Annotated in this window: 21 protein-coding genes and 3 tRNA genes; 19 read left to right on the top strand and 5 right to left on the bottom strand. The window is 63.0% G+C overall.

Translation table 11 applies throughout. The features are described 5' to 3' along the window. Positions 1 to 2: 2 nt before the first annotated feature. The 13 genes from accD (at position 3) to NPS56_RS15555 (ending at position 11,946) form a co-directional block, all read left to right on the top strand. On the top strand, positions 3 to 923 hold the full coding sequence (gene accD / locus NPS56_RS15615; RefSeq protein ID WP_274075417.1) for an acetyl-CoA carboxylase, carboxyltransferase subunit beta: 921 nt from the start codon (positions 3 to 5) through the stop codon (positions 921 to 923). Next, on the top strand, positions 920 to 2,227 hold the full coding sequence (gene folC, locus NPS56_RS15610; protein ID WP_274075416.1) for a bifunctional tetrahydrofolate synthase/dihydrofolate synthase: 1,308 nt from the start codon (positions 920 to 922) through the stop codon (positions 2,225 to 2,227). Before accD ends, folC begins: the two co-directional genes overlap by 4 nt. Then, positions 2,211 to 2,879 carry an SPOR domain-containing protein gene (locus tag NPS56_RS15605; RefSeq protein WP_274075415.1) on the top strand — a complete coding sequence of 223 codons (669 nt, stop codon included), beginning with the start codon at positions 2,211 to 2,213 and terminating at the stop codon, positions 2,877 to 2,879. Before folC ends, NPS56_RS15605 begins: the two co-directional genes overlap by 17 nt. A gap of 98 nt (positions 2,880 to 2,977) precedes the next feature. Further along, positions 2,978 to 3,538: a CvpA family protein gene (locus tag NPS56_RS15600; protein ID WP_274075414.1), complete on the top strand. Its 561-nt coding sequence runs from the start codon at positions 2,978 to 2,980 to the stop codon at positions 3,536 to 3,538. Positions 3,539 to 3,579: 41 nt separating this feature from the next. Beyond that, a complete protein-coding gene (purF, locus tag NPS56_RS15595; protein ID WP_274075413.1) occupies positions 3,580 to 5,085 on the top strand; it encodes an amidophosphoribosyltransferase in 1,506 nt (501 codons plus the stop codon). Between the two features lie 131 nt (positions 5,086 to 5,216). Next, a complete protein-coding gene (locus NPS56_RS15590; protein ID WP_274075412.1) occupies positions 5,217 to 6,428 on the top strand; it encodes an O-succinylhomoserine sulfhydrylase in 1,212 nt (403 codons plus the stop codon). Next, positions 6,425 to 7,198 (top strand): SDR family oxidoreductase, encoded by a 774-nt coding sequence (locus NPS56_RS15585; protein WP_274075411.1) that lies wholly within the window; start codon positions 6,425 to 6,427, stop codon positions 7,196 to 7,198. Before NPS56_RS15590 ends, NPS56_RS15585 begins: the two co-directional genes overlap by 4 nt. Positions 7,199 to 7,382: 184 nt before the next feature. Beyond that, positions 7,383 to 7,458, top strand: a tRNA-Val gene (locus NPS56_RS15580). A 53-nt stretch (positions 7,459 to 7,511) separates the two neighbouring features. Next, positions 7,512 to 7,588, top strand: a tRNA-Asp gene (locus tag NPS56_RS15575). A 92-nt stretch (positions 7,589 to 7,680) separates the two neighbouring features. After that, positions 7,681 to 7,757 (top strand) — tRNA-Asp (locus tag NPS56_RS15570). Between the two features lie 248 nt (positions 7,758 to 8,005). Further along, positions 8,006 to 8,515 (top strand): sigma-70 family RNA polymerase sigma factor, encoded by a 510-nt coding sequence (locus NPS56_RS15565; RefSeq protein WP_274075410.1) that lies wholly within the window; start codon positions 8,006 to 8,008, stop codon positions 8,513 to 8,515. After that, complete coding sequence (locus tag NPS56_RS15560; protein WP_274075409.1) at positions 8,512 to 9,456, top strand: FecR domain-containing protein; 945 nt, start codon at positions 8,512 to 8,514, stop codon at positions 9,454 to 9,456. The genes NPS56_RS15565 and NPS56_RS15560 overlap by 4 nt, the downstream gene beginning before the upstream one ends. Positions 9,457 to 9,522: 66 nt before the next feature. Then, positions 9,523 to 11,946 (top strand): TonB-dependent receptor, encoded by a 2,424-nt coding sequence (locus NPS56_RS15555; protein WP_274075408.1) that lies wholly within the window; start codon positions 9,523 to 9,525, stop codon positions 11,944 to 11,946. Positions 11,947 to 12,076: 130 nt separating this feature from the next. On the opposite strand, the gene aldA is transcribed toward NPS56_RS15555, so the two are convergent. From aldA to NPS56_RS15535, 4 genes are read right to left on the bottom strand one after another with little or no spacing between them, the layout of a single operon-like run. Next, positions 12,077 to 13,510, bottom strand: coding sequence for an aldehyde dehydrogenase (aldA, locus tag NPS56_RS15550; protein WP_274075407.1), 1,434 nt, complete (start codon positions 13,508 to 13,510; stop codon positions 12,077 to 12,079). 19 nt (positions 13,511 to 13,529) lie between these two features. Then, positions 13,530 to 14,330: an HpcH/HpaI aldolase/citrate lyase family protein gene (locus tag NPS56_RS15545; RefSeq protein WP_274075406.1), complete on the bottom strand. Its 801-nt coding sequence runs from the start codon at positions 14,328 to 14,330 to the stop codon at positions 13,530 to 13,532. Positions 14,331 to 14,344: 14 nt separating this feature from the next. After that, positions 14,345 to 15,529, bottom strand: a complete 1,185-nt coding sequence (rhmD, locus tag NPS56_RS15540; RefSeq protein ID WP_274075405.1) for an L-rhamnonate dehydratase — start codon at positions 15,527 to 15,529, stop codon at positions 14,345 to 14,347. A 32-nt stretch (positions 15,530 to 15,561) separates the two neighbouring features. Then, the gene (locus NPS56_RS15535; RefSeq protein WP_274075404.1) at positions 15,562 to 16,857 is read right to left on the bottom strand and encodes an MFS transporter; all 1,296 of its coding nucleotides are present in this window, start codon (positions 16,855 to 16,857) and stop codon (positions 15,562 to 15,564) included. Positions 16,858 to 16,981: 124 nt separating this feature from the next. Between NPS56_RS15535 and NPS56_RS15530 the strand changes: the two genes are divergently transcribed. The 6 genes from NPS56_RS15530 to NPS56_RS15505 all read left to right on the top strand — a co-directional run bounded on the left by NPS56_RS15530 (position 16,982) and on the right by NPS56_RS15505 (position 24,255). Then, entirely contained in the window at positions 16,982 to 17,923 is a 942-nt protein-coding gene (locus tag NPS56_RS15530; RefSeq protein WP_274075403.1) for a LysR family transcriptional regulator, read from the top strand. Positions 17,924 to 18,098: 175 nt separating this feature from the next. Continuing rightward, entirely contained in the window at positions 18,099 to 20,930 is a 2,832-nt protein-coding gene (locus tag NPS56_RS15525) for a xanthine dehydrogenase family protein molybdopterin-binding subunit (protein WP_274075402.1), read from the top strand. Beyond that, entirely contained in the window at positions 20,923 to 21,462 is a 540-nt protein-coding gene (locus tag NPS56_RS15520; RefSeq protein ID WP_046817930.1) for a (2Fe-2S)-binding protein, read from the top strand. The genes NPS56_RS15525 and NPS56_RS15520 overlap by 8 nt, the downstream gene beginning before the upstream one ends. Before the next feature lie 2 nt (positions 21,463 to 21,464). Beyond that, on the top strand, positions 21,465 to 22,700 hold the full coding sequence (locus NPS56_RS15515; protein ID WP_274075401.1) for a c-type cytochrome: 1,236 nt from the start codon (positions 21,465 to 21,467) through the stop codon (positions 22,698 to 22,700). A gap of 1 nt (position 22,701) precedes the next feature. After that, positions 22,702 to 23,673, top strand: a complete 972-nt coding sequence (locus NPS56_RS15510) for an XdhC family protein (protein WP_274075400.1) — start codon at positions 22,702 to 22,704, stop codon at positions 23,671 to 23,673. A 273-nt stretch (positions 23,674 to 23,946) separates the two neighbouring features. Beyond that, on the top strand, positions 23,947 to 24,255 hold the full coding sequence (locus NPS56_RS15505; protein WP_274075399.1) for a class I SAM-dependent methyltransferase: 309 nt from the start codon (positions 23,947 to 23,949) through the stop codon (positions 24,253 to 24,255). A 32-nt stretch (positions 24,256 to 24,287) separates the two neighbouring features. Here the strand turns inward: NPS56_RS15505 and greB are convergent, their stop codons facing one another. Further along, positions 24,288 to 24,785 carry a transcription elongation factor GreB gene (gene greB, locus NPS56_RS15500; RefSeq protein ID WP_274075398.1) on the bottom strand — a complete coding sequence of 166 codons (498 nt, stop codon included), beginning with the start codon at positions 24,783 to 24,785 and terminating at the stop codon, positions 24,288 to 24,290. Positions 24,786 to 24,798: the final 13 nt, after the last annotated feature.

Genomic DNA, 24,798 nt, shown 5'->3' with positions numbered 1-24,798 from the left:
GCATGAGCAACTGGTTAGTAGACAAACTGATCCCTTCGATCATGCGTTCCGAGGTCAAGAAGAGCTCGGTGCCTGAAGGTCTTTGGCACAAATGCCCGTCTTGCGAGGCTGTGCTGTATCGTCCGGAGCTGGAAAAGACCCTGGACGTTTGCCCCAAGTGCAATCACCACATGCGTATCGGTGCACGCGCGCGCATCGACATCTTCCTCGATGCCGAAGGTCGTACCGAACTGGGCGCCGACCTGGAGCCGGTTGACCGCCTGAAATTCCGCGACGGCAAGAAGTACAAGGATCGCCTGACCGCGGCGCAGAAGCAGACCGGCGAAAAAGACGCGCTGATCTCGATGAGCGGTACCCTGCTGGGCATGCCGGTGGTGGTGTCGGCGTTCGAATTCTCCTTCATGGGTGGTTCGATGGGCGCCATCGTCGGTGAGCGCTTCGTGCGCGCCGCCAACTACGCCCTGGAAAATCGCTGCCCGATGATCTGCTTCTCCGCCTCCGGTGGCGCGCGGATGCAGGAAGCCCTGATCTCCCTGATGCAAATGGCCAAGACCTCGGCGGTCCTGGCGCGTCTGCGTGAAGAAGGCATTCCGTTCATCTCCGTGCTGACCGACCCGGTCTACGGTGGTGTTTCCGCCAGCCTGGCGATGCTGGGCGACGTGATCGTCGGCGAGCCGAAAGCCCTGATCGGCTTTGCCGGCCCGCGCGTGATCGAGCAGACCGTGCGCGAAAAACTGCCGGAAGGCTTCCAGCGCAGCGAGTTCCTGCTGGAGCACGGCGCGATCGACATGATCATTCACCGTCAGGAACTGCGGCCGCGCCTGGGTAACCTGCTGGCGCAAATGATGGGCCTGCCGACGCCGAAATTCGTCGCTGCACCCATCGAGCCAATCGTCGTTCCACCGGTACCTGCCAACCTATGACCGAACGTACCCTTGGCGAGTGGCTCGCCTACCTTGAGCAGTTGCACCCTTCGGCCATCGACATGGGCCTTGAGCGCTCGCAGCAGGTAGCGTCCCGTATGGGACTGGGCAAGCCGGCGCCTCGGGTGATCACGGTCACCGGCACCAATGGCAAGGGCTCGACCTGTGCGTTCGTGGCGTCATTGCTGCGGGCGCAGGGCCTGAACGTCGGTGTCTACAGTTCTCCGCACCTGCTGCGTTACAACGAGCGGGTGCAGGTCAATGGCGTCGAAGCTACTGACGCCGAGCTGTGCCGGGCTTTCACGGCGGTCGAGGCCGGCCGCGGCGACACATCCCTGACCTATTTCGAGATGGGTACCCTGGCAGCGTTCTGGCTGTTTCAACAGTCCAGGCTCGACGCCGTGGTGCTGGAAGTCGGCTTGGGCGGGCGTCTGGACACGGTCAACGTGGTGGACGCCGACATGGCGCTGGTCACCAGCATTGGCGTCGACCATGCGGATTACCTGGGTGATACCCGTGAGTCCGTGGCTTTCGAGAAGGCCGGCATCTTCCGTCAGGGCGCGCCCGCGCTCTGCGGTGACCTGAATCCCCCGCAACCCCTGCTGGACAAGGCGCGCGAGCTCAACTGCCCGTTTTTCCTGCGTGGGCGCGATTTCGACCTGGGTGTGACTGACCACGGCTGGCAGTGGCGTGGTGTCGACGCGCAAGGGCGTGCAGTCGAGCTGCGCGACCTGCCGTTGCTCGACCTGCCGATGGAAAACGCCGCCTTGGCGTTGCAGGCCTATCTGCTGCTCGGTTTACCTTGGGTGCAGGCGCAGATTGTCCAGGCGCTGCAAGCGACGCGGATGGTCGGTCGTCTCGATCGCCGGCAGGTCGAGTGGCAGGGCAAGCGCCTTAACTTGTTGCTGGATGTGGGGCATAACCCCCATGCCGCTGAGTACCTGGCCCGTCGCCTGGCCAGCCGACCACCGGCTGGCAAGCGCCTGGCGGTGTTCGGATTGCTGGCGGACAAGGATCTGGATGGTGTTGTGGGCGAATTGAGTGCTAGTGTCGAGCACTGGGCCGTTGCGCCGCTGGATTCGCCGCGGGCGCGACCGGTGGCCGACTTGCGCGAGGCGCTGGACAAGCGCGGTGCTGCGGTGACGTCCTATGACAGCGTGGCCGCCGCCCTGGAAGGGCAGTGTGCGCAGGCGACGAGCGACGACGAGATTCTGTTGTTCGGATCATTCTATTGTGTTGCCGAGGCCCTCGAGTGGCTGGCCCGGCGCTCCACGGAGGAAGCGGCAAATGGCATTGCTGGATAAGGCTTACAAGCAGCGCATGGTCGGCGCCCTGGTTCTGGTGGCGCTGGCGGTGATCTTCCTGCCGATGCTGTTTTCCCGCCAGGATGAGCAGCGCCAGGTGACGGTCCAGGCCCCGGCGGCGCCGCAAGCGCCGGTGATGCCGCAAGTGCAGGTGGAGCCGGTGGTGGTGCCTGAACCCCAGGCCCTGCCGCAGGAGCCCGTGCCGAGCGACGAGGAAATCGCCCAGCAGGAAGCGCCGGTTGCCCCGGTTGCGCCTGCCGCTCCGGCGCCCACCGTCAAGCCGGTCACGCCGCCCCCGGCACCTGCACCCGTCCCGGCGCTGGCTGCCAAGCCTGCCACGGCGCCGTCGCAACCGATCAGCGCCGCACCGGGCAAGCCGGATACCACGCAAAGCCGTGTCGACGCCAATGGCCTATCGGTCAGCTGGTCGGTGCAACTGGCCAGCCTGGCCAACCGTGAGAGCGCGGAAAAGCTGCAGAAAACCCTGCGCAGCCAGGGTTACAATGCCTACATCCGCACTGCCGATGGCAAGAATCGGGTGTTCGTCGGGCCGCTGATCGAGCGTGCAGAAGCCGATCGCCTGCGCGACTTGCTGAACCGCCAGCAGAACCTCAAGGGCTTTGTCGTGCGCTTTCAGCCAGAGCGTGGCTAAATCTATCGACACGATTTGAAATGCACTGACAATCGCAGCTTACCGATAAGCATGGGCTCTGCTAAAATGCGCCGCCTTATCCGTCTGTAGGCTGCACTGTGCCATTTACCTGGGTTGACTGGGCGATCGTTGCAATCGTCGCCATCTCCGCATTGATCAGTCTGAGCCGCGGCTTCGTCAAGGAAGCACTGTCGCTCGTGACCTGGATCATCGCAGGAGCCGTTGCCTGGATGTTTGGTGGCTCATTGTCCGAGTACCTCGCCGGATACATCCAGACCCCATCGGCTCGTATAATCACGGGCTGTGCCATCATGTTTGTCGCCACGCTGATCGTAGGCGCAATGATCAATTATCTTATCGGCGAGTTGGTTCGCGTCACCGGGTTGTCCGGGACCGATCGATTCCTCGGCATGGCCTTCGGCGCGGCGCGTGGCGTGTTGCTGGTGGTCGTGGCGGTCGGGCTGTTGAGCCTGGGGCCGGTACAGCAGGACGGGTGGTGGAAAGAGTCCCAGCTCGTGCCAAGATTTTTATTGGTCGCCGACTGGTCCAAGAACCTGATTCTCGGGTGGAGCAGTCAGTGGCTTGCCAGCGGTATCAGCGTACCCGCTGATATACCGTTCAAGGAGCAGCTCTTGCCGATGGCCAAAACGCCTCAGTGAGTGTTGTTCAGTTCAGATCCATTAAGTAGGGGTTGCGTCGCATGTGTGGCATCGTCGGTATCGTCGGTAAGTCGAACGTCAATCAGGCGCTGTATGACGCGCTAACCGTCCTCCAGCACCGCGGCCAGGACGCTGCCGGTATCGTGACCAGCCATGATGGCCGGTTATTCCTGCGCAAGGACAACGGCCTGGTGCGTGACGTGTTCCAGCAGCGTCACATGCAGCGCCTGGTCGGCCACATGGGCATTGGCCATGTGCGCTATCCGACCGCGGGCAGCTCGACTTCGGCCGAAGCTCAACCGTTTTACGTCAACTCGCCTTACGGCATCACCCTGGCGCACAACGGTAACCTGACCAACGTTGAACAGCTGGCCAAGGAGATTTACGAATCTGACCTGCGCCACGTCAACACCAGCTCCGATTCGGAAGTACTGCTGAACGTGTTCGCACACGAGCTGGCCCAGCGCGGCAAGCTGCAGCCGACCGAAGAAGACGTGTTCGCTGCCGTTACCGACGTGCACAACCGCTGCGTCGGTGGCTACGCGGTAGTGGCCATGGTGACCGGCTACGGCATCGTCGGTTTCCGCGACCCGCACGGCATCCGCCCGATCGTGTTCGGCCAGCGTCACACCGACGAAGGCGTCGAGTACATGATCGCCTCCGAGAGCGTGTCCCTGGACGTGCTCGGTTTCACCCTGATCCGCGACCTGGCACCGGGCGAAGCGGTCTACATCACCGAAGACGGCAAGCTGCACACCCGTCAGTGCGCGACCAACCCGTCCCTGACCCCGTGCATCTTCGAACACGTCTACCTGGCGCGTCCGGACTCGATCATCGACGGCGTGTCGGTGTACAAGGCCCGCCTGCGCATGGGTGAGAAGCTCGCCGAGAAGATCCTGCGCGAACGTCCTGATCACGACATCGACGTGGTCATCCCGATCCCGGACACCAGCCGCACCGCGGCCCTGGAGCTGGCGAACCACCTGGGCGTGAAATTCCGCGAAGGTTTCGTGAAGAACCGCTACATCGGCCGGACCTTCATCATGCCGGGCCAGGCTGCGCGGAAAAAATCCGTACGCCAGAAGCTCAACGCCATCGAACTGGAATTCCGCGGCAAGAACGTGATGCTGGTGGACGACTCGATCGTGCGCGGCACCACCTGCAAGCAGATCATCCAGATGGCACGCGAAGCGGGCGCCAAGAACGTCTACTTCTGCTCCGCAGCCCCGGCCGTGCGTTTCCCGAACGTCTATGGCATCGACATGCCGAGCGCCCACGAGCTGATCGCCCACAACCGTTCGACCCAGGACGTTGCGGACCTGATCGGCGCCGACTGGCTGATCTATCAGGACCTGCCTGACTTGATCGAAGCGGTCGGTGGCGGCAAGATCAAGATCGAGAACTTCGATTGCGCGGTGTTCGACGGCAAGTATGTGACCGGCGACGTCGACGAGGCTTACCTGAACAAGATCGAACAGGCACGTAACGATGCCTCCAAGGTCAAGACCCAGGCGGTCAGCGCGATCATCGATCTGTACAACAACTGAGTAAAGCCGGCCTTGTAGGAGCGAGGCTTGCCGCGAAGCTTTTGGCGTATCCAAAGGATCCTTCGCGGGCAAGCCACGCTCCTGCAGGGCCGGTTTCGTATCTACTACCGAATAAGGCAAGGAGTGACAGCATGAGTCAGGATTGGGATGCCGGTCGGTTGGACAGCGACCTCGAAGGCGTAGCGTTCGATACCCTGGCCGTACGTGCCGGTCAGCACCGTACGCCGGAAGGCGAACACGGTGATCCGATGTTCTTCACTTCCAGCTATGTATTCCGCACCGCTGGCGACGCCGCCGCACGTTTTGCCGGCGAAGTGCCGGGTAACGTCTACTCGCGCTACACCAACCCGACCGTACGTGCCTTTGAAGAGCGCATTGCCGCCCTGGAAAGCGCCGAGCAAGCCGTGGCCACCGCCACCGGCATGGCCGCGATCATGGCGGTGGTGATGAGCCTGTGCAGTGCCGGCGACCACGTGCTGGTGTCGCGCAGCGTATTCGGCTCGACCATCAGCCTGTTCGAGAAGTACTTCAAGCGCTTCGGTGTCGAAGTCGACTACGTGCCCCTGGCGGACCTGTCCGGCTGGGACGCGGCGATCAAGACCAACACCAAGTTGCTGTTCGTCGAATCGCCGTCCAATCCGCTGGCTGAACTGGTCGATATCGCCGAACTGGCGAACATCGCGCACGCCAAGGGCGCGATGCTGGTGGTCGACAACTGCTTCTGCACCCCGGCGCTGCAACAGCCGCTGAAACTGGGTGCGGACATCGTCGTGCACTCGGCGACCAAGTTCATCGACGGCCAGGGCCGTTGCATGGGCGGGGTCGTGGCCGGGCGCAGCGAGCAGATGAAAGAAGTGGTTGGCTTCCTGCGTACCGCCGGGCCGACCCTGAGCCCGTTCAACGCCTGGATCTTCCTCAAGGGCCTGGAAACCCTCAACCTGCGGATGAAGGCTCATTGTGCCAACGCCCAGGAGCTGGCCGAGTGGCTGGAGCAGCAGGACGGCATCGAGAAAGTCCATTACGCCGGTCTCAAGAGCCATCCGCAGCACGAGCTGGCCCTGCGTCAGCAGAAGGGCTTCGGCGCGGTAGTGAGTTTCGAGGTCAAGGGCGGCAAAGAGGGCGCCTGGCGCTTCATCGATGCGACCCGCCTGATTTCGATCACGGCGAACCTGGGCGACAGCAAGACCACCATCACCCACCCGAGCACCACCTCCCACGGCCGCCTGGCGCCCCAGGAGCGTGAAGCTGCGGGCATCCGTGACAGCCTGATCCGCATTGCGGTCGGCCTGGAAGACGTGGCAGACCTGCAAGCCGACCTGGCGCGCGGGTTGGCTGCCTTGTGATCGAGTTGTCCACGCCACCGGGTTCCAATGGTCGCGTCGCGCTGGTGACCGGCGCGGCGCGGGGCATTGGCCTGGGTATTGCGGCCTGGTTGATCAGCGAAGGCTGGCAAGTGGTGCTCACGGACCTGGATCGCGATCGTGGCTCGAAGGTGGCGAAGGTGCTGGGCGACAACGCCTGGTTCATCGCCATGGACGTCTCCAACGAAGGGCAGGTGGCCCTGGGCGTCGCCGAGGTGCTGGGGCAGTTCGGGCGCCTGGATGCGCTGGTGTGCAATGCAGCGGTGGCCGATCCGCATAACATCACCCTGGAAAGCCTCGACCTGGCGTACTGGAACCGGGTGCTGGCGGTGAACCTCAGTGGGCCGATGCTGTTGGCCAAGCACTGTGCGCCGTACCTGCGGGCCCATAGCGGGGCGATCGTCAACCTGGCCTCGACCCGCGCCGGGCAGTCGGAACCGGACACCGAGGCCTATGCCGCGAGCAAGGGCGGTTTGTTGGCCCTGACTCACGCACTGGCGATCAGCCTCGGTCCGGAGATTCGCGTCAATGCCGTCAGCCCCGGCTGGATCGATGCGCGGGACCCTTCGCTGCGTCGTGCCGAGCCGCTGACGGACGCCGACCATGCCCAGCATCCGGCGGGCAGGGTAGGGACGGTTGAGGATGTGGCGGCGATGGTGGCCTGGCTGCTGTCGAAGAATGCTGGTTTTGTCACGGGCCAGGAGTTTGTGGTCGATGGCGGCATGACCAAGAAGATGATCTATGAGCAGTGAAGGGCAGCTTCAAGCTTCAAGCTGCAAGTTAAAGCCTGACAGCGGTGCGCCTGCTTCGTGGGTAACCGCTTCTCTCTTGTAGCTCAAAGCTTGCCGCTAAAAGCTGTTTTTGAAAAAAACTTCAATCCTGCTATTGACTTAGGTTCGCTACCTGCGTAAATTTCGCGGCCTCGGAGATGCAAACGGGTGATTAGCTCAGCTGGGAGAGCGTCTGCCTTACAAGCAGAATGTCGGCGGTTCGATCCCGTCATCACCCACCACTCCCGAGAAACTTGCGAAAGCAAGCCGTAGGCTGAAATGCCTGCACCGACGCGCAGCGGTAGTTCAGTCGGTTAGAATACCGGCCTGTCACGCCGGGGGTCGCGGGTTCGAGTCCCGTCCGCTGCGCCATATTTTCCGAGTCAGGCCTGCCTGGCTCGAGATTGAAAAGCTACTGAGTTTTCAATCAGACGAGTTACTTGAGCATCTGCTCAAAGCGATACGCAGCGGTAGTTCAGTCGGTTAGAATACCGGCCTGTCACGCCGGGGGTCGCGGGTTCGAGTCCCGTCCGCTGCGCCATATCTGCCCCGAGGCCCACTGAACGCCTTGGAGCTACGAAGAAAGCCACTGGCTTACTTCGAGTCGATAGCAAAGACCCTGGTCGAAAGACCGGGGTTTTTTGTGTCTGCGATTTGCCTTTTCCTCCTCTGTGACGCCTCCTTGCGAATCTTTCTGCGCAACCGCTGCATAAAGCACTTGGTGCTGGCTCCCGACATTAATTAGAATCACTCTCATTTACGATAACGCCTGGCACAGGGTTTCTTCAGATGAGTGATGCAGCGATGGCGAAGGAGCAAACCCTTCACGACCTGTACCGCGATCACCGTAGCTGGCTTGAGAGCTGGCTGAGGCGACGCATGGGCAACGCTTGTGATGCGGCGGACCTGAGCCAGGATACCTTCTTGCGTTTGCTCGCCAGCTCCCAGCGCATTGCCGACCTGCAAGAGCCCCGTGCCTATCTGCTGACGGTGGGCAAGCGCCTGCTGAGCAATTTCTACCAGCGGCGCAGTCTGGAACAGGCTTACCTGAGTGCGTTGGCGTCCCTGCCCGAAGAATGTGCGCCGTCCCCGGAACAGCGTTGGCTGCTGCTGGAAACCCTGCAAGCGCTGGACGAACTGCTCGATGGTTTGCCCAGGGCCGTGCGCCGGGCGTTTCTCTGGAGTCAGCTCGAGGGCTTGACCTACCAGCAGATCGCCGAGCGCCTGTCGGTGTCGGAACGCACGATCAAACGCTACATGGCCCAAGCCTATGAGCATTGCCTGTTGGTGGACCTGTGACCAGCCCGGCGGCCGACGTTCGCCAGGCCGTGCGCGCCGCCGCGCAGTGGCTGGCGTTGCTCGAGTCCGGAGGTGCCACCGATCAGGACCGGGCGAACCTGCAACGCTGGCGCGACAGCTGCCGCAGTCATGAACACGCCTGGCAAAAGGCCCAGGCCTTGCGCCAGCGCTTTGCCGACCTGCCTCCCGCGCTGGCCATGAGCAGCCTCGATCGCCCCGATCCTGCGCGACGCGTAGTGCTCAAGCGCGCATTGGGCGCGGTGGCGCTGGTGCCGGCAGCCTGGCTGATCAGCCGGCAATTGCCACTGGACGTCTGGCGCGCCGACCTGCACACCGCCACGGGCGAGCGCAAGCAGGTACCCCTGGCCGATGGCAGTGTCCTGCAGCTCAATACGGCCAGCGCCGTCGATGTGGATTTGCCGAATCGTCGGGTGAAACTGGTGGAGGGCGAAATGTCGCTGAAGGTGCCGGGTGCATCGTCCTTGATGATCCAGACCCGGTTCGGTCAGGTGACCGTCAGTCAAGGCGAAGCCTGCATGCGCCAGGGCAGCCGCGGATGCCGGGTATCGGTGTTCAGCGGTGCCGTGCAGTTGCAACCCTTGCAGGGCGCGGCGCTGACGTTGCGCGCGGGCCAGCAGGTCGATCTGCAAGCGGCAGGTGCCGCCGCGATACAGGCTTTTGATGTGTTGCAACCCGGCTGGCGCGAAGGCGTATTGATGGCCAGCAACCAGCCACTGGGGGAATTCCTGCGCGAACTCGACAGCTATCGACCGGGTGTCCTGCGTTGGGCGCCGGAACTCGAAGCGCTGCGGGTGACCGGCAGTTTCCGCCTGGACGACACCGATCGCATCCTCGCGCTGCTCGCGGCCAGCCTGCCGCTGGAGGTGGAAATGCGTACTCGCTATTGGGTAACGCTGACGCCGCGCAAAAAAGTTGCGTGAAGCCTGTCCCCTTTTTTCGACTCGCTTGTCATTCAAGGCAACTGAACGCACAAGAGAGCCTTTTCAATGCCCGCCGTAAAGTCTTGCCGTCCACGCCCGGCGTCGTCCGGTCTGCGCCCGTTGTTGCGCCTGAGCCTGATGTTGAGCCTGAGTGCCAGCCCGATCTTCATCACCCATGCCTGGGCCGAAGACGCCACTCGTCGCAGTTATCAGGTGCCGGCCGGCAGCCTGAGCGATGCGCTCACCCGGTTCGCCGGCCTGGCCGGGGTCAACCTGTCGGTCGATCCGGCGCTGGTCAGCGGTCGCAGCAGTGCGGGACTTTCCGGTAACTATGGGGTGGAGGAGGGCTTCGTGCGCCTGTTGCAGAATTCCGGCCTGCAACTGCAACCGGTGGGCGAGCAGGCGTACATCCTGATTCCCGAACCATCGGGCAGCAGCCTGCAACTGGGCGCCACTTCCATTTACGCGACAGCGGGTGATGCCGTCGACCCGGTGTACGCCGGTGGCCAGGTTGCACGCCGTGGTTCGCAAGGCTTGCTGGGCTCGCAAGACTTCATGGAAACGCCGTTCAGCATGACCACCTACACCAGCGAGGCGGTGAAAAACCTGCAGGCGCGTACCCTGGGCGACCTGGTGGCCAGCGATCCTTCGGTACGCGCGACCAATCCGGCGGGAGGGCGTTATGAGCAGTTCACCATTCGCGGACTCAGCCTGTTCAACAGCGATGTTTCCTACAACGGTCTGTACGGTGTCCTGCCGACCTATACCATCGACATGGAGATGGCCGACCGCGTCGACATCCTCAAGGGCCCCAGCCAGCTGGTCAACGGCATCTCGCCACGGGGCAGCGTGGGCGGCGGGATCAACGTGGTGCCAAAGCGTGCGACCGACCAGCCGATCACCTCGTTCACCGGCAGTTACGCCTCCAACAACCAGCTTGGCGGTGCCGTGGATGTAGGCCGGCGCTTTGGTGAGGAGGACATGTTCGGCATTCGTTTCAACGGCGTGAAGCAGTCTGGCGACACCGACTGGGATCACCAGAGCGTCGACCGCGAGATGGCGGTGCTGGGCCTGGATTTTCGCGGTGACCGCCTGCGCCTCTCGACCGACATCGGCCACACCGAACGTAATACCGATGCCCCCCAGGAGCGCGTGCAGATTGGCGTCAACGCGAAGGTGCCGAATGCCAACGATGTCCGCGACAACTATGCGCAGCCCTGGAGCCAGGCGCGCACCACGGACACTTTCGGCACGCTGAACGGTGAATTCGATGTCAGCGATTCAGTGCTGTTGTACGGCGGTGTGGGCGCGCGCAAAAGCAACCATGACTTTCTCAGGCATGCCGTAGCGGTCACCAACGATGCGGGTGATTTCAGTGTGCTGCCGCGGGACTTCACCCGCGACGAAAACGTGCGCACGGCCACGGCCGGCGTGCGCAACTGGTTTCATACCGGCCCGGTCAGCCATCAGGTCAACCTGGCGGCCAGCTATTTCTACATGGACTTCGAGAATGGCGGCGCCCGTTACGCTGCGGCCCCCAGCAACCTTTACGACCCCGTGGAAACCCCGACACCCGAACGGCCCACGCGCTTCGACCCAGAGGTCTATACCGAGAACCGCTTCAGCAGCGTGGCCTTGTCCGACACCCTGGGCTTCTTCGATGACCGGCTGCTGCTGACCCTCGGCGGCCGCTGGCAGCGGGTGCAGGTGGACGACTGGTCGGATGACGTCAAGGGCGACACCGCCTATGACGAGGAAAAATTCTCGCCATCGGGTGGCATCCTGTTCAAGGCCACCGACAAATTATCTGTGTACGCCAACTACATGGAAGGCCTGAGCCAGGGCAAGATCGCCCCGTCCACCTCGGTCAACGAGGATGAGATCTTCCCGCCGTTCATCAGCCGCCAGGTAGAAGTCGGCGCCAAGTACGACGCCGGTGCGTTCGCGGTCACCGCTGCGGTGTTCCGGATCAAGCAACCGGCCTACGAGACCAACGCCACGACACGGGTCTTCGGCCCCAACGGCAAGCGGCAGAACGATGGTGTGGAGCTGAGCGTGTTCGGCGAACCGCTCGACGGATTCCGGCTGCTCGGTGGGGTGATGTACATCGACAGCGAGTTGAACGACACCACCAATGGCACCTTCGACGGCAACCGCGCGCCGGCCACGCCGAAGTACAACGTCAACCTGGGCGCCGAGTGGGACGTGCCGAACGTCCAGGGCCTGACCCTGACCAGTCGCGGCATCTACTCCAGCTCGCAGTACCTGGACCAGTCCAATAACAAAGAAATCGATTCCTGGGAGCGTTTCGACGTGGGCGCGCGTTATGCGTTCAGGGTTGATGAAAAGACCATTACCGTGCGGGGCAATATCGAGAACGTGGCGGACAAGCGCTACTGGAGTTCGGCGGGGGCTTCGGATGACAGCGAGCCGGGGTTGACGCTGTCGACGCCACGGACCTATTTGCTGTCGGCGACTGTGGACTTCTGATGGTCTTGTGTTGACTGATCTGACGTCTTCGCGAGCAAGCCCGCTCCCACATTTGATTGTGTGTTCGACACAGAAACCAATGTGGGAGCGGGCTTGCTCGCGAAGGCGGCATCAGCAACACCGCAGGTATTCAGCCCTGCAGATACACCGCATGAGTATGGGTGTACTCATACAACCCATGCTTGCCATCCGCCCCGCCAATCCCCGATTTACGCACCCCGGCATGAAACCCCTGCATCGCTTCGAAGTTCTCGCGATTGACGTAGGTTTCGCCAAAATCCAGCTCGCGCATGGCGTACAGGGTCTTGTTCAAGTCGCGGGTGTAGATCGACGAGGTCAGGCCATAGTCGCAGTCGTTGGCCAGGGCGATGGCTTCATCCAGGTCATCGACGATCTGGATCGGCAGCACCGGACCGAAGATTTCCTCGCGCATGATCTCCATGTCGGCGCGGCAGCCCGCCAGGACCGTGGGCTGGAAGTGAAAGCCGTTCGGCAGGTCGGCAACCTGCCCGCCGCTGATCAGGCTGGCGCCCTGGCTCAGTGCTGTACGGACTTTACGGTTGACGCTGTCCAGGCCCTGGCGATTGATCAGCGGGCCCATCTCCACATCGGGTTGCGCAATCGGGTCGCCATAGCGGGTCGCGCTCATGGCGGCGGCGATACGCTCTATGAATTGATCCGCCACCTTGCGTTCGACATACACCCGCTCGGCGCAATTGCACACCTGGCCGCTGTTGATGATCCGCGAATCGCGAATGGCCTTCACCGCCAGGTCCAGGTCGGCATCCGCCAGCACGATGGCCGGGGCCTTGCCACCCAGTTCCAGATTGAGCTTGGTGATGTTCGGTGCGGCGGCGGCCATGATCCGTGAACCGGTGGCGACGCTGCCGGTGAAACTGATCATGTCCACGCCTTTGTGCCCACTGAGCGCCGCGCCAACCTGGCCGTCACCGCAAACCACGTTGAATACACCGGGCGGCAGGTCGGTTTCTGCCACCAGTCGGGCGAACTCGAAACAGTTGTTCGGCGTTTCTTCACTCGGTTTGATGACGATGGTGTTGCCGGTCAGCAGCGCGGGGGCCATCTTGCGAGCGATCAGGAAGAACGGGAAATTCCACGGCAGGATCCCCGCCACCACCCCCAGGGGTTTGCGGAACAGGAAGATGTTTTCGTTCTGGCGGTCGCTGGTGATGATTTCACCTTCGATGCGCCGCGCCCACTCGGCCATGTAGTCGAGGTAGTCGGCGGTGAAGTTGACTTCGACTTCGGCCAGGCCGCTGATCTTGCCTTGTTCCAGGGTGATGGTGCGCGCCAGGTGCGCAACGTTTTCCCGCAGTTTGGCGGCGATGCGCCGTAGGTAACCGGCGCGCTCATTCGCCGGCTTGCGCGCCCAGTCCTTTTGCGCGGAGCGCGCCGCAGCGAGGGCGCGATCGACGTCTTCGGCATTCGACGCCGGCACCTTCGACAACAAGGCACCGGTGGCCGGGTTGATCACGTCAATGTGGGCAGCGCTGGCCACGAACTGGCCGTTGATGAAGTTTTCGTAAACAGGCACGGATGACATGGAACGACTCCTTGGCTGATCAGTAGGTACGCGACGGCGCGTGTTCGGTGGCCGGTGTGCGGTAGCGGGCGAGGGTGGCCATGGCGCTCTGGCGCAGCAGGCTGATGTCGATGGCCACGGCGATGAACTGGCAGCCCCAGCCCTGATAGCGCCGCGCGTCTTCTTCATTGGGTGCGAGGATGCCGCAGGCCTTGCCGGCCGCCAGCGTCGCGTTGACCGCGTGTTGAATGCGTTCCTGAACTTCCGGGTGACCGGGATTGCCGGCATGGCCCAGACCAATGGACAGATCCGCCGGGCCGATGAACACCGCGTCGACGCCTTCGACGGCGGCAATGGCTGCGACGTTTTCCACGCCGAGCCGCGATTCCACCTGCACGATCAGGCACAGCTGTTCATGGGCGGTGTTCAGATAGTCGGGTACTCCGTCCCAGCGCGTGGCGCGGGTCAGGCCGCCGCCGACGCCACGGATGCCGTGGGGTGGGTACCGGGTGGCGCGGACCAGGGCCTGGGCCTGTTCGGCGGTTTCGACCATCGGGATCATCAGCGTCTGCGCACCGATATCCAGCAACTGCTTGATCAGGTTGGCGTCGCCATTCACGGCGCGCACGATGGGTGCCGTGGGGTAGGGCGCCACGGCCTGCAATTGGGCGAGTACGCCGGGCACGGTATTGGGTGCGTGTTCACCGTCGATCAGCATCCAGTCATAACCGGTGGTGGCGACGATCTCGGCGGCGTAGCCGGTGGCGAACCCGGCCCAGATGCCATATTGCGGCGCAGGTTTGTTCAGGGCGGCCTTGAAAGCGTTGTGCGGCATGTTCATCACGAACTCCTGGCTCAGCGGCTATACGGCCGATGCAGTTGGCATTCCGGGTTGAGGGTCACGCCGAATCCTGGCTGGTCGAGTGCCGACAGGCGCATGCGACCGTTCACCGGTACCGGTTCGCCGAGCAATTGCGGATGGAACATCGGCACCACTTCGTCGGCTTTCGGCGCCATCATCAGGAATTCGGCGAACGGGCTGTTATGCCGGGTAGCCACGAAGTGATAGCTGTACACCGACGAGCCGTGGGGAATGACCAGGGCGTTGTGGGCGTCGGCCAGGGCCGAGATCTTCACCAGTTCGGTGAGGCCGCCGCACCAGCCGACATCCGGCTGGATGATGTCGCAGCAGCCCATCTCCAGCAGCATGCGGAAGCCCCAGCGGGTGGCTTCATGTTCGCCGGTGGTCACCAGCATGCCTTTGGGCACGTTGTTGCGCAGGGCCGCGTAGCCCCAGTAATCGTCCGGCGGCAGGGCTTCTTCGATCCACTTCAAGCCATGTTCGTGGGCGCCGACCGCCAGTCTGGTGGCGTAGTTGAGGTCCAGGCTCATCCAGCAATCGAGCATCAGCCAGAAGTCCGGGCCGACCCGTTCGCGCATGGTCGCCAGTTCTTCGAGGTTCTTGCGCAGGCCTTCCTCGCCTTCGGCCGGGCCATGGTGCAGCGGCATCTTGCCGCCGATAAAACCCATTTTCTGCGCCAGGTCCGGGCGGGCGCCGGTGGCGTAGAACTGCAATTCATCGCGCACCGCGCCGCCGAGCAACTGGTGCACCGGCTCCTGGCGGATCTTGCCGAGCAAGTCCCACAGCGCCAGGTCGACCCCGGAAATCGTGTTGATCACGATGCCTTTGCGCCCGTAATACAGGGTCGATTGGTACATCTGGTCCCAGATCTTTTCGATGTCGGTGACTTTCGCCCCTTCGAGGAAGCGCGCCAGGTGTTTCTCGACGATGTAGGCGGCCGGCTCGCCGCCCGTGGTCACCGCAAAACCAACCGTGCCGTCGCTGGCTTCGATCTCCACCACCAGGGTGCCGAGCACGTTGATGCCGAAGGTGCGGCGGCTCTGGCGGTACTCCGGGTATTTGCTCATCGGCGTGGCAATGTGATCGTCGATCCAGTGGCCATCGGCCTGATCGTGGTAATCCGCGCCGCCGCCTCGCAGAGTGAAAGCGCGGACGTGCTTGATGGTTGGAATGCCCATGGTGTGATTCCTTTTTTTAACGGCGGTCAGGTTTAAACGGTGGCCGGTTTGTTCGAAGCTTCATGCCCGGGCGAACGCACGCCCAGGACCAGCAACGCGGCGATGACGGTTGTGGCGGACAGCAGGTACAGGCCGGCTGCCGGAGAATGGAAGGCGCCTTCGGCCCAGTTCTTCAGCACCGGGGCGATGAAGCCGCCGAGGGCACCGAACGAGTTGATCAGGGCGATGCCGGCCGCCGCGGCGCTGCCGGCGAGGTAGCTGGAAGGGAAGGTCCAGAACACCGGTTGCACGGCGATGAAACCGGATGCGGCGAAGCACAGGGCGACGATGCCCAGGAACGGACTGCTGAAGGTCACCGAGCAGGCGATACCGGCGGCGGCCATCAGCAGGGTCAGGCTGGCGGTGCGGCGGCGTTCGCCGGTGCGGTCGCTGTAGCCGGGAATCAGGTAAGCCGCCACCAGCGCGCAAATCCATGGGATCGCCGTGACCAGCCCGACCATCAGCCCGACCTTGGTGCCCAGCAATCCGCCGACCTGGGTCGGCAGGTAGAACACCACGCCGTAGACGCTGGCCTGGATCAATAGGTAGATCAGGCACAGGTACAGCACCGACGGCTGGCAGATCACGTTGAGCAGGCTGCGACCGTGATTCTGTTTGTGGCTGTCTTCCTGATCGAGCAGGTTCTGCACCTGCTGGCGTTCTTCGACCGTCAGCCATTTGGCATCCGCCGGGCGGTTGTCCAAGTAAAAGTACGCCCAGATACCTACCGCCGTGGCCATCAAGCCTTCAACGGCGAACAGCCACTGCCAGCCGTGGAAGCCGACAAAGCCGTCCAGCTCCAGCAGCAGGCCGGACAACGGGCTGCCGAAGATGAACGCCAGCGGCGCGCCGAAGTAGAAGAAACCCATGGCCTTGCCGCGTACGGCGCTGGGGAACCAGTAGGTGAGGTAGAGGATCACGCCGGGAAAAAATCCGGCTTCGGCCACGCCCAGCAGGAAGCGCAGGATGTAGAAGCTGGTTTCGGTGTGGGCGAAGACCATGGCTGCGGAGACCAGGCCCCAGGTGACCATGATCCGGCACATCCACAAACGGGCGCCGACGCGGTGCAGGATCAGGTTGCTCGGCACTTCGAGCAGGGCATAACCGACGAAGAACACCCCGGCGCCGAAGGCGAAGGCGGCGTCACTGATATTGGTATCGGCCTGGAAAGCTTGCTTGGCGAACCCGACGTTGGCGCGGTCGAGGAAGGCCATGATGTACATCAGCAGGAGAAACGGGAGCAGCCGCCAGGAAATCTTGGCGAGCAGAGGCGCGGGTAGAGTCTTCATCGCGGTTTTCCTTTGGTAGGGCATTTGTTCTTATGGGGAAGACTGTACGGCCGCTGATCGATGCGTTACAAATCGAATCTAGCTAACAACTGATACCCTAAGGGTATCGATAAAAAGGCCCGCCATGACCACGCCCATCATCTCCCGCAGCCTGCTCAACCGCCTGCGCTACAAGCACCTGCACATGCTGGTGACGCTCAATTCCAGCCAGAACCTGCACCGCGCTTCACAAAGCCTGAACATGTCGCAACCGGCCGCCACCCGCATGCTCCATGAAATTGAAGACATGTTTGGTTGCGACCTGTTCGAGCGTTTACCCCGGGGCATGCGACCGACGGCGCTGGGTCAGGAATTGATTCGCTTTGCCGAGTCGGCCATTAGTGGCCTCGACCGGTGCGCCGAGGACCTGATCGCGCGGCAACAGGGCGGTTACGGCTATCTGTCGATCGGCACCATCATGGGCGCGGCGCCGGACCTGGTGATGGATTCGATTGCCGAGATCAAGGCGCTCAACCCGCAGCTGCGGATTCGCATCATGGGCGACACCAGCGACCAGGTGATCCAGTTGCTGGAACAGGGCCGCATCGACCTGGCCATCGCCCGGCGCAATGCCGCCACCGATAGCGAGCACTATGCATTCGAACAACTGGGCAACGAACGCCTGCTGGTGGTGGTGCATGCCGGCCACCCGCTGGCCAGGCGCGAGACACTGGAGATGGCCGAACTGGTCAACGGCTGGCCGTGGATCCTGCAACCGGAAACCAGCCCGGCGCGCATCGGCCTGGACCAGGCCTTGCAGCGCCTGGCCTTGCCGCTGCCGGCGGACATCATCGAGTGCAGTTCGGTGTACTCCATGCAGCAGCTGATTCAACTGACCGATGCGATCATGGTCCTGTCGGAAACCGCATTGCGCGACTACCTTAAAATGGGCTTGGTGGTGGCGTTGCCGGTTGAGCTGGATGTGCAATTGGCGCCGTTCGGGTTGTTGTTGCGCAAGGGCGAACACATCAGTCGGGAGCTGGGCCTGTTCATCGATCTGCTGCGTCGAAAAGCCGCGGTTTTTTGATTCCTTGGTCAGTTTTTTGTTTTCCGCGAGCGCATAAACCTTTAAAGTTAACCTTTCGGTCAGCTTTGCACTGTCATCACAGCCCTTTGCATCGTCAAGAAGGGCTTCTGCAAGACTCGAGATTTCCAGAACATAACCAGAAGGGCGGCCCCCATGACCGCCCATAGGATGATCCATGTCCAACCGTGAAATATCCCGGCGCTCGTTCCTCCAGGGCGGGCTGGTGGCGGGTGTGAGCGTGACGCTTGCACCGCTCGGCAGTCAGGCGCTGGCAGCCTTGATGGAAAACAGCGTGACCGTGCCGTCCGAGCAGTGGCTCGGCAACAACGGCCAGGCGCGCGCCCGTAACGATGCCTTGTCCAAGGTCTGCGGCAGCAAGGTCTTTGCCCGCGACATCCGTGCCAAGGACATGCCGGGCTGGCCGCAACAGCAAGGCCACGCCATGCTGCTGAAAACCATCAAGGCCGACCGCATCTACGCGGGTTATGACCTGTCGTGGCTCGGCGCCGACCTGCAGCCTGACCGCATCGTCACCGCCGACGACCTGGTCAGGGACGGCATCGTCTTCCCGGAAGAGCACGCGCCGGATCCGTTGCTGCCTGAAGGCAAGGTGCCGATGTTCATCGGTCACCCGGTGGCGATCCTGATCTGGAATGATTTCGAACGTTTCCGCCAGGCCAAGGCCCAGCTCAAGTTCAATGACAAAGCAATTCGTTACGGCGCCCAGGTGCCATATTACGAAGGCGATCCCTACGGCAGCTTCCGCTACGTGCGCGTGGGTGGCCCGACCTCGGCCGATGAAGACGAATTCGCCAGCCTCAAGGACTCGATCCTGTTCCCGATGCTGAAGAACCGTCGCCCGGTGTGGAATTCCCAGCCGAACCTGCACGGCAACCTGACCGAGCGCGGCCTGTTCTACGCCGACCGCATGAAGCAGCAGATCGATACGCCGCCGGACAACTGGCTGGTGTTCGACGAACGCTACAAGACCCCGTCGATCGAGCCGGCCGCCATGGAGCCGGACAACGGCAACGGCTGGTACGACCCGGCGACCAGGACACTGCACTTTGTGGTTGCGACGCAGTGCCCACTGGAGACTGCGACCGAGACCGCGAAGATGATCGCGCCGTCGCGTTTCGGCCTGGCCAACCTGAACATGCACCCTGGCTACACCGTCGGCTACGGCTCGAAAGACCATAACATCTTCGTCTACTACGCAGCCTTGGCGGCGTTGTACGGCGCCGGTGTGCCGGTGCGCCTGGCCAACGACCGCTACGAGCAGTTCCAGAGTGGCATCAAGCGTCACCCGTTCGACATCCGCTACCAGCTGGCGGTGGACAAGACCGATCACAGCTTCAAGATCTTCCGCGCCGAAATGAGCGTCGACGGCGGCGGCCGGGTCAACTACAGCCCGTCCGTGGCAGCAGTCGGCGCCACGGCGGCGCAGTCGATCTACTACATGCCGCAGAACGACCTGCAGGTCACCGCCTATCACTCGCGCGCGGTGGAAGCCGGGTCGATGCGCGGCTACGGCACGCTGCAGAGCATGGCGTCGACCGAGATGATGGTCGACGAAATCGCCGATCGCCTCGGTGTCGATGCCATCGAATTGCGCCGCAAGAACGCCTTGCGCTCGGGCATGAAGAACACCCAGGGTGCGGTGCCGGCCGGTGCCTTGCGCCTGCACGAAATTCTCGACAAGGCCGCCGTCAACGAAGTCTGGAAAAACCGCAACGCGATCAAGCAACAGCGCGAAGCCGCCGACCCGGATAACTGGTATGGCGTCGGTTTCGCCATTTGCCAGAAAGACTTCGGCACCGGTTCCGAAGCGCCGATGGCCAGCATCGAATACACCGTTGACGGTCGCATCACCCTGCGCCACATCGGTATCGAAATCGGTACCGGCATGTCCACCTCCCAGGCGATGGTGGTGGCCGATTTCCTCGGCAACCCGGCGCACGAAGTGAAGACCGGCGAAACCGAATGGAAAGAGCTGCAACTGATCAGCGGCGGCAACCCGTACATCATGAGCCAGGCCGAGCAGGACAACTTCCTGCGCAACCCGCGCTGGGTCGGCAAGGTCGCGTCGGCGTCGTCGGCGACCAACTCCGCCTACTACTTCAGCCACGCCACCCGTGAAGCGGCGCGCGTGCTGTTCAACCACGGTTTGTGGCCGGCGGCGCTGGAGATCTGGCGACAAGGCCCGTTCGGCGGCCAGGCCAACCCTTACGTGGTGCGCCGCGAAGACGCCCATTGGGTCGATGGCAAACTCACCGCCAACGGCATGGAACCGCTGCCGTTCGACGTGCTGGCCAAACGTGCCCACGAGCGCGGGCTGGTCACCGGTGCCACGGTGCACGGCTTCAACCGCTGGAGCTGGGCCGAGGCCGAGTTCAGCATCGATGGCGTGCGTGAGCGTCTGCCGCTCGATGGCCTGGCGGTCAAGTACGGCGACGGTGCACCGAAGGCGAAGAAGGCGCAAATGAGCAGCGCCGGTTTCCACCTGCTGGACCGGCAGAACATCGCCTACCCGGCGACCCAGTTGAACAACGCGGCGGTGACTTACTACAGCCCGGTGGCGACGCTGGTGGAAGTGAAGGTCAACAAGGGTTCCAACGAAGTGTCGGTGCTCAATCACCACTCATGGGTCGAGTGCGGCCGGGTGCTGGTGCCGGAACTGGTCAAGGGCCAGCTCGAAGGTGGCATCGCCATGGGCATCGGGCATGCCTTGATGGAAGAAATGCCGCTGTACGAAGGCGGGCCGGGGGAGGGCGACTGGAACTTCAACCGTTACCGCCTGCCGATGGCGCGGCACGTGGCGGTGTGGAAACAGACCGCGGAAATCCTCCCGCCATTGTCGCCAAGCGACCCGTCCAAGGGCATTGCCGAGGTGGTGATGATCCCGGTAGTCGGCGCCATCGGCAACGCCGTGGCCCACGCCATCGGCAAGCGCGTTCGCGACCTGCCTATCACTTCTGCACGCATCAAGGAGGCCCTCAATGGCTAACCGTCCGCTTCAACTGACCCTCAACGGTCAATCCGTCGGCCCGGTGGACATCCCTGATGACCTGCCGATGATCGACTACCTGCACGAATACAAGAACCTCACCGGCTCGCGCCTGGGCTGCGGCCAGGGCATCTGCCATGCCTGCGTGGTGATCGTCGACAACCCCGACGGCACCAGCGAGGAAGTGCGCACCTGCATCACCGGCGCGCACTATTTCGAAGGCAAGAAAGTGCGCACCATCGAAGGCCATGCGAGCCGTGACGAGCAGGGCAAGGTCACCGAGCTGAACCCGATCCAGCAGCGCTTCGTCGACGAATTCGCCTTCCAGTGCAGCTACTGCGCACCGGGCTTCGTCAATGCCGCGACAGTGCTGGTGGAAAAGCTGCAGCGCCAGCCGATCGTCAAGAGCCAGCTGGAAAAAGTCATCGAGGACAGCCTCGGTCATCACATCTGCCGTTGCACCGGGTACGTGCGCTACTACAGCGCCACCCGCAACGTGCTGACCGATCTCGGCCTGGTCAAGGAGGGTTGAGCATGAAGCATCTAATGACCCGCCTGACCCTGGCGGTCGGCCTGGCTGCGCCTGTGTTGCTGGCGCAGGCGGACGATCAGGTGGCTCGTGGGGCTTACCTGGCCCGCGCCGCCGACTGCATGGCCTGCCACACCGCGCCGGGTGGCGCGCCGTACGCAGGTGGCCTGCCGATCGTTTCGCCGTTCGGCACGATCTACGGCACCAACATCACCCCGAGCAAAGAGCACGGCATCGGCCTGTACAACGATGACGAATTCTTCGCTGCGCTCACCGAAGGCAAGCGTCGTGATGGCGCCAACCTGTACCCGGCGATGCCGTACACCTCGTATCACCTGATGCCGCGTGAAGATTCCGACGCGATTCACGCCTACCTGAAAACCGTCGCGCCGATCGAACGTGCCGCGCCGGTCACCAGCCTGAGCTTTCCGTTCAACGTGCGCCTGGGCCTGATGGGCTGGAACATGATGTACGGCAAGGACGTCAAGCTAGAGCCGGCCGACGGCAAGAGCGAAGCCTGGAAGCGCGGCCAGTACATGGTCGACGTGCTCGGTCACTGCGGCGAATGCCACACCCCACGCGGCTTGCCCGGCGCGATGCAGCAGGACAAACGCATGACCGGCGGCATTCTCAACGGCTATCTGGCCCCGAGCCTGCTGGCCACGGACCTGGCCGCGCGCGGTTGGAATCACCAGGACCTGAGCTCGTTCCTCAAGCACGGCATGAGCGCCCAGGGCACCATGTTCAACGAGATGTTCCCGGTGTTCCACAACAGCACCCAGGGCCTCAGCGATGCGGACCTGGCGGCGATGGCGACCTTCCTGCTCGGTGATCAACCACCAGCGGCGAAAGTCCTGACCGACGTGCCGCTGGACCAGCTCAGCGCCAGTGCCCAGCGCGGCCGTCAGGACTACCTGAACGTCTGTGCCGGTTGCCACGCGCCAGGTGGCGAGGGCAAGCCGCACATCGCCGTGGCCATGCGTGGCAATACCACCTTGCGCCTGGAAGACCCGCGCAACCTGGTGCGGGTGATCGACGATGGCATTGGCGAGCAGAAATTCTCCGGCTTCGAACACATGCAGCCGATGCCGGGTTTCGCGCAGAAGCTGAGTGATGAGCAGCTGACCGATCTGTTGAATTACCTGCGCCAGGGCTGGGGCGGTCAACCGGGTGACCTGGCCTTGGGCGATGTGCAGAAGCTGCGGGCCGACGCGCCGCCGCTCGAGCACAAGGCGCACTGACATGCAGCATCTGGATCTGCAGGTGGTGCGGCGGGCGCTGGCGTGGTCGATAGGCGGGCAGCGTGTCTGGCTGTGCACTGTGCTTGCCACCTACGGCTCGGCGCCCCGGGCGCCGGGTTCGTTGCTGGCGGTGAATGCCGGCGGGCAGTGGATCGGATCGTTGTCCGGCGGCTGTGTCGAGGAAGACTTCCTCGCGCGCGTCGGCGAAGGTGCATTCGAGCAACCGGTCAGCGTCGTACGCTACGGCGAAGGCGATGACCCGCGCTCGCGGGTCAGCCTGCCCTGCGGCGGTGTGCTCGATGTGCTGGTGGAGAAGCTTGAGCCGGTCTGTGAGGTGCAGGCGCATCTGCGGGAGCTGGAGTCGGCGCTGTTGGGCCGGCGTCGGCTGATCCGTGAAGTCGACCTGGCCAGCGGCGCGCGCAGTCTGTTGGATGATCGCGAGCAGGGCGTACGCGTCGAACGCGAGATCGATCGCGTCAGGCTGCGCATCGGCGCGGCGCAGCGCCTGTTGCTGGCCGGTTATTCCAGTGTCGCGCAGGCCTGCGCGGTGTTTGCCGTGGGCCTGGGTTTCGAGGTGATCCTGTGCGATCCGCGGGACGAAGTGCTGGAAGGCGTGGTGCTGGACAACGTGGAAATTCGTCGTCAACTGCCGTCGGTGTTCATCGCCGACGGCGGCTGCCACAGCGACACGGCGGTGGTGGCGCTGACCCACGATCCGCGCATCGATGACCTGGCGATGATGGAAGCGGTGCGCACCGACGCGTTCTACATCGGCGTGATGGGCTCCCTGCAGACTTCGCAAAAGCGTTTCGAACGGCTGCGGCGCATTGGTGGGCTGGGGGAGGCGCAACTGGCGCGGATCCATGCGCCCATCGGGCTGAACCTGGGCAGCAAGACCCCGGCGGAAATCGCCCTGGCGGTGCTCGCCGATATCCTGCGCATTCGCAGCGGGATCGCTCGCGATCGCCTCTGATGCAGGCCCTGTCAGGGGCAAGGCTGGTTTAGAACAAGGCTCGTCGCTGGATTGGACGAGCCTTTTTTGTTGGGCGTCATTCTTGACACTGTCCGGTCAGCTTCTCTAGGATGCTGCCCATGCGCCGATTTAAACAGCTACTTGCGGGGCGCCAGGTGACTTCATTCAGTTGCCGACAGAAGCTTGAAGCAGGCTTCGAAATACCGCTAAAGCGCTGGTTCGGTGTTGCCTCTCACCTGCCATGCAGACTTTTTGAGGCAGAGACACGACACGATGAATGCACTAAACCCCGTTGTACGTCCTGCGCCGATCACGGCACATCTCACCCAGCGCAATCCAAAAATCCTGCTTGGCGGCAAACATCAGCCGACGCTCCTGCGTTACCTCGATGGTTGGCCACGGCGTACCGGTGGGCCCGCCGCCTTCCTGATCCAGTTTGTCGAAGACGGTGAATCCCTGGCGCGCTTTGCCACGGACAGTTTCGACCTGGCGGTGATTCAGTCGCCCAGCGTCGAAGACGCCCCTGAAATGATCCGGCAACTGACCCGCGTCGCCCGGCAAGGGCTGATTACCCGTCGCTGATTACCCGTCGCTGAGGCTCATGGCGCTGCGGCTCATAGATACTCGATCGCCACGATATACACACACTGCTCACCCGTCGGTGTCTGGACCCGTACTTCGGCGTCCAGTGCCTTGCCGATCAGCGCGCGGGCCAATGGCGAGTCAATGCTGATCAGGCCCTGTTTCAAATCCAGCTCATCCGGCCCGACGATGCGATAGCGCGACTCCTTGCCGTCCTCGTCCTCGATCGTGACCCAGGCGCCGAAATACACCTTGTTCGGGTCGCTGGGTTTTTCACTGACGACCTTGAGGGCTTCCAGGCGTTTGGTCAGGAAGCGCACGCGGCTGTCGATCTCGCGCAACATCTTTTTGCCGTAGGTGTACTCGGCGTTTTCCGAGCGATCGCCCTGGGCTGCCGCTTCGCTGACCGCTTGCGTCACCTGGGGGCGGCGGACGTGCCACAGTTCATGAAACTCGGCGCGCATCCGCGCTTCACCTTCGGGGGTGATCAGCGCGGTGCCGGCGGAACGGGGAGGGCGATAACGGCTCATGGCAACTTTTCTT

This window comes from Pseudomonas putida (assembly GCF_028682635.1).
Classification (GTDB): Bacteria; Pseudomonadota; Gammaproteobacteria; order Pseudomonadales; family Pseudomonadaceae; genus Aquipseudomonas; species Aquipseudomonas putida_AE.
This window is presented reverse-complemented; position numbering and strand designations above follow the sequence as displayed.